Genomic DNA, 5,491 nt, shown 5'->3' with positions numbered 1-5,491 from the left:
GCGCTGGCGGAAAACCAGGGCGACCTGTGGGACAGCGGCGTCGTGGAATCCGACCAAAGCGTGGGCGTGGTCTATGCGGGGAGCCCGTTGGCCTCCGGCCAGCGCTGCTACTGGAAGGTGAAGGTTTGGGACAACGAGGGCGTGGACTCCGAATGGTCGAAGCCGACCTTCTGGGAAATGGGCCTGATGCAGCCTTCCGACTGGAAAGCGGAATGGATCAACGACGGCAAAGCCAACCCGACCACGGACGAGGATTTCTTCAAGGACGATCCGGCGCCGCTCTTCCGCAAGCCCTTCAAGCTGGCTCGCCCGGTCAAGAGCGCCCGGCTCTATATCGCCGCGCTGGGCTACTACCGGGCGTCGATCAACGGCGAAAAGGTCGGCGACCAACAGCTCGACCCGCTCTGGACCCGCCCCGACAAACGCGTCTTTTATACCGCCTACGACGTAACCGAAAAGCTTTCTTCCGGCAAGGAGAACTGCCTGGGCGTCGAGCTGGGCAACGGCTGGTACAATCCCCTGCCCCTGCGCCTGTGGGGCCGCCGCAACCTGCGCGAAAACCTGCCCGTTGGTCGGCCGCAGTTCATCGCCCGCCTGCAGATCGACTATGCCGATGGTTCGAGCGAATCGGTCGTCAGCGACACCTCCTGGAAGGTTACCGAAGGCCCGATCCTGCGCAACAACATCTATCTCGGCGAAAAGGTCGATGCGCGCAAAGCCATCGACGGCTGGAACCTGCCCGGTCTCGACGACAGCCGCTGGACGGTTGCCAAAACCGCCCCCGCCCCCGAAGGCACACTGACGGTCCAGCCGGCGGCCGCCATCAAAGTGACCACCACGTTCAAGCCCGTCGCCATCACCGAGCCGACCCCGGGCGTCTACATCGTCGACATGGGCCAGAACTTCGGCGGATGGGCGAGCTTCAAGTTCAATGTCCCCGCCGGCACGCAGATTAAAATGCGCTACGGCGAACTCGTCTACGAAGACGGAACGCTCAACCCGATGACGAGCGTCTGCGGGCAGATCAAAAACCGCAACGGAAAGCCGCAGGTTCCCGGCGCACCGCCGATCGCCTGGCAGGAAGACCACTACATTGCGCGCGGCGGCGGCGAAACCTACACCCCGCAGTTCACCTTCCACGCCTTCCGCTATGTCGAGCTGACCGGGCTGCCGGCCAAGCCGTCGCTGGACGCCATCGAAGCCCTGCGCATGAACTCCGCGGTCGAGCCGATCGGCGAGTTCAGCTGCTCGAACGAGCTGTTCAACCGCATCCAGGAAATGGTGCAGTGGACCTTCCTCAGCAACCTGTTCGGCGTCCAGTCCGACTGCCCGCACCGCGAGCGCTTCGGCTACGGCGGCGACTTGGTCACCTCGTCCGACGCCTTCATGATGAACTACGACATGTCGGCCTTCTACCCGAAATCGACGCGCGACTGGGCCGACAGCGCCCTGCCCAACGGCATGCTGACCGACACCGCGCCTTCCGTCGGCATTCAGTATTGCGGCGTCGGCTGGGCGATGGCGCACCCGCTGCTGCAGACCCAGCTCTACCGCTACTACGGCGACCTCCGGATCATCGAAGAGCAGTATGCCGTCAGCAAACGCTGGTTCGATCTGGTCCGCAGCCAAACCCCCGACCACATCGTCCGCAACGGCCTGCACGACCACGAGGCGATCCAGAAGGACAAGACGCCGCCGATGGTCACCCCGCTCTACTGCGAATCCGCCCGCATGCTTTCCCGCCTCGCCGGCGTTCTAGGGAAGGATGCCGAGGCCCAGGATTACGCCGCGCTCGCCGAAACCATCAAGCAAACCTACGTCGAAAACTTTGTCGACCCGGCCACGGGCGTGGCCGGATCGGGCTTCCAGAATTCGCAAGCGTTCGCGCTCCGCCTCGCCATGTTGCCCGAATCGGTGCGGCCCAAGGCGCTGGCACGCCTGCTGGAGGACATCGAAAAGCACGATGGCCATATGACGACCGGCATCTTCGGCACCTGCTACATGCTGGATGCCCTGAGCCGCGAGGGCGAGATCGAGACCGTCAATGCCATGGTCAACAAGAAGGATTATCCCGGCTGGGGCCACATGCTTGAAGGCGGCGCCACCACCCTGTGGGAGCACTGGGGCTTCAGCGACAGCACCTTCAGCCACAACCATCCGATGTTCGGCTCGGTCAGCCAGTGGTTCTACAACTGGATCGGCGGCATCGAACCCGCCGCGGATGCGATCGGCTTCGACCGCATCAACCTGCAGCCGCGCTTCGTGGAAGGCATGGACTGGGTAAAATGCGCGCACCGCACGGTGCACGGCCCGGTCGTCAGCAACTGGAAGCGCACCGGCAATCGCGTTGCCCTGGAACTGCGCGTCCCGGTCGGCGCCACCGCCGTGCTGAACCTGCCCGCGGCAACATCCGTAACCGAAAACGGACAGCCCGCCGCCCAGGCCGCCGGCGTTGAACAGCTGGACTCCGCCGCCGGCACGAAACTGCTGCTGGCATCCGGCAGCTATGCCTTCCAAGTCGAACTGTAAGGCGACTGAACCAATCCGGGTTCGCCGGGCGATCGGGGGTCTTCCCTGATCGGGCGCTTCTCCATTGCGAGGAGCGCCGCCGGCGTGAACCACCCGATTGGGTAGGTAGGCAAAGCACTCTTCATACTCTAACTTCGTTGGGTTAGATGGAGTAATGGCAACTCCGTCGACAGCTATCGGGCTACACCGAGAAACAACCAAGGAGATGGAAATGAAAAAGAGTGTGCTTATTGCAGGATTGACGGCTTTTCTTGCCTTCGGGACCGCCCAGGCGGCCATTGTAAACGTTGATTTGACGGGAAACACGAGCCGAGGTCCCGTGGCCAACATGTTGCCGGGGGTTGTCGGAGCAACCAGCAATGTGACGTGGAATGCGGTTACCAGCAAAAACCTGTTCGAAATCCTTAAAACAGAAGACGGTACGGGCTCCGGAGCCAGCTTCCAGGTTACCGGGACTTCTTCGGTCAACTTCGGCAGCACAACGGGTTCGACGACCAGTTTTTTCAACACCTTCGCCAACCTGATCAACTCGGGAACGCCGGGCGCGGAGTCCACCAACAGTTTCACGATCGGCGGATTGGCCAGCGCCACGGTTGATCTTTATTTATACGCCACATGGGAATACATCGATGCGGGTTCCGAATTCCGCGTGAGCGGCGACGGGGGATCCAGCTGGACGGACTGGCAGCTTTGCAGCGGCGTTCCGAGCGAAGATGATGCCGGATTCACCAATGGCCAAAGCTATGTCGTGTTCAGCGGCGTGAACGTACACACCGACGGCACCGTGCTGGGCGAATGGCAAACCACCACCAATGGCGCCAGCAGCGCCAACCGCGGCATGTTCAATGCGATCCAGATCGTGGGCGATTTCGAAGATGCGCCTGCGCCCGCCTTCACGAGCAGTTCGTTCACCAACACGACCGCATCGGCAGGAATTGCCTACAGCGATTCCATCGCCGGCACCGCCACCGGATCGGAGCTGACCTACAGCCTCGCGACCGCCGGCACTTGGCTGAGCGTTGCGGCGGACGGCACCTTGAGCGGCACCCCGGCCGCCTCCAACACCGGACTGAACAGCTTTTCGGTCGTCGTGACGGACTATCTCGGCCGCACGGACACCGCCACGTTGTACATCGAAGTCGTGACGCCGCCGGCGCGCTATACCGACACGTTCGACGGCGACGGCCTCGGCGTCAACACCGGCGAAGGCGGCGGATTGGTCCTGAAAACCTTCAGCGCCAACTATTTGAGCGTAACCGACACCAACACCGCGTTGGTATTCGCGACCGGCAGCACCGGCAACGTCGGAGCGGAACGCTCGGCCGTATGCACGGAAAACCTCTTCTCGGTCGCCAACGGCTTCTCGCTCGAGGTCGTCTACAATATCAATTCGATCCCGGGAACGCTGTCGGAAACGGCCGGCTTCGGCTTGGTGGACTCCGTCGCAGCCCTTGATGGGGCGTTCACCTTCCCCAAGACCTATAACTATTTTGGCATCAGCCTCACCACCCGCAACGGCCAGGGCCTGAACCTGAACACCTATACCGAAGGCGATGAAAGCGGCGTGCTGACCAACCTGAGCAATGACCAAACGATTACCGCAGGAACCAGCAGAACCGCCACCCTGACCGTGGATGCCGACGGCAACTACACCTACAGCATCGATGGGCAGACTCCGACCACGGGGACCACCACCTTCGACCTGAGCAAGGGATACTATTTCGCGATCCACTCGCAGCGGCCCTCCACCGGCTTCTCGGTCGAAAGCGTTTCGTTCATCCCGAATGCCAGCGTAACGGAAATCGGCAACGTGAGCATGCAGCTGACCGGCACCACCGCCGCCGGCTTCACGTGGTACGGCGAATACGGCGCAACCTACGAGCTCCAGACGCGCGAAAGCCTGACCGTCGGCGGCGAGGAAGCCTGGCAAACCGTCACCAGCATCGTCGGGAACGATGCGGACATCACCATCTCCGACGACCTGGATGCAACCCAGGCCTTCTACCGGATCAAACTGGCGGAATAGTCCGTAAGCGACACAGGAATCGAACGTTCCGCACAGCAACAGCAGGCTCGGGTGAACCGAGCCTGTTTTTTTTGTACACATTTCGCTCCTGCGCTCGTCTACTTAGATACACACGCATGCCAAAATCCTACAAGACGCCGCAACGGCGGGATTGGTAAATTTCGAGACTTAAGAATGAACGGGAATTTGATTATGAGCAGCAAATCGAAAACATGGGGCCTTGCCCTTCTCACCCTCGCCATCGCTCCCTTATTGGCGGCGGCGGCCCCGACGGCATCCGGAGTGCCGCGCACCGAAAAACTCGCCTTCGACTGGAAGTTCAGTCTTTCCGCGGACGACCAGGCCGCCGAACCGGGCTACGACGATTCCGGCTGGGAAACCGTTGCGGTTCCGCACGACTGGTCGATCCTGGGCCCCTATTCGAAAGACAATCCCAGCGGCGGCCAGGGCGGCTATTTGCCGACCGGACTGGGCTGGTACCGCAAGACCTTCCAGATCGACCAGGTCGATCCGGCGAAGCAATACCTGATGCTCTTCGACGCCTCCTTCATGAACACCGACGTGTGGCTGAACGGCAAGAAGATCGGCGGACGCCCCTATGGCTACATCAGCTTCTATTTCGACATTTCGGCGGCGCTGAAAGCCGGCAACAACGTGCTGGCGGTCCGCGTCGACAACGCGCAAGCCCCCAACGCCCGCTGGTACCCCGGCTGCGGCCTCTACGGCGACGTCACCCTGATCACCAAAAACAAAATCAACTTCGATCAATGGGGCGTCTTCGTCACCACGCCCGAAATCGATGACGCCAAGGCAACCGTCGCCGTTGCGGCCACCCTCAACAACGGAACCGCCAAGGCGCAAAAAGCCACCGTGGAGTCGGTCGTGCTCGACCCCGCAGGCCATCAAGTGGCCTCCTCGAAACAAGCGGTTCTGCTG

General features: G+C 61.8%; 3 protein-coding genes. All 3 read left to right on the top strand.

Annotated elements, in window-relative coordinates; all coding sequences use genetic code 11:
• Positions 1-2,529 (top strand): family 78 glycoside hydrolase catalytic domain (locus ABYO54_RS13365; RefSeq protein ID WP_372808748.1); only part of this gene is annotated, 2,529 nt, incomplete at its 5' end.
• Between the two features lie 211 nt (positions 2,530-2,740).
• Entirely contained in the window at positions 2,741-4,555 is a 1,815-nt protein-coding gene (locus tag ABYO54_RS13360) for a putative Ig domain-containing protein (RefSeq protein WP_372808747.1), read from the top strand.
• A 192-nt stretch (positions 4,556-4,747) separates the two neighbouring features.
• The coding region (locus ABYO54_RS13355; protein WP_372808746.1) for a sugar-binding domain-containing protein at positions 4,748-5,491 on the top strand (744 nt) is incomplete at its 3' end.

The sequence above is a fragment of the Pontiella sp. genome (genome assembly GCF_041622395.1).
Taxonomy (GTDB): Bacteria; Verrucomicrobiota; Kiritimatiellia; order Kiritimatiellales; family Pontiellaceae; genus Pontiella.
The sequence above is the reverse complement of the archived record's forward strand: the minus strand, read 5'-3'. Positions and strand labels throughout refer to the sequence as shown.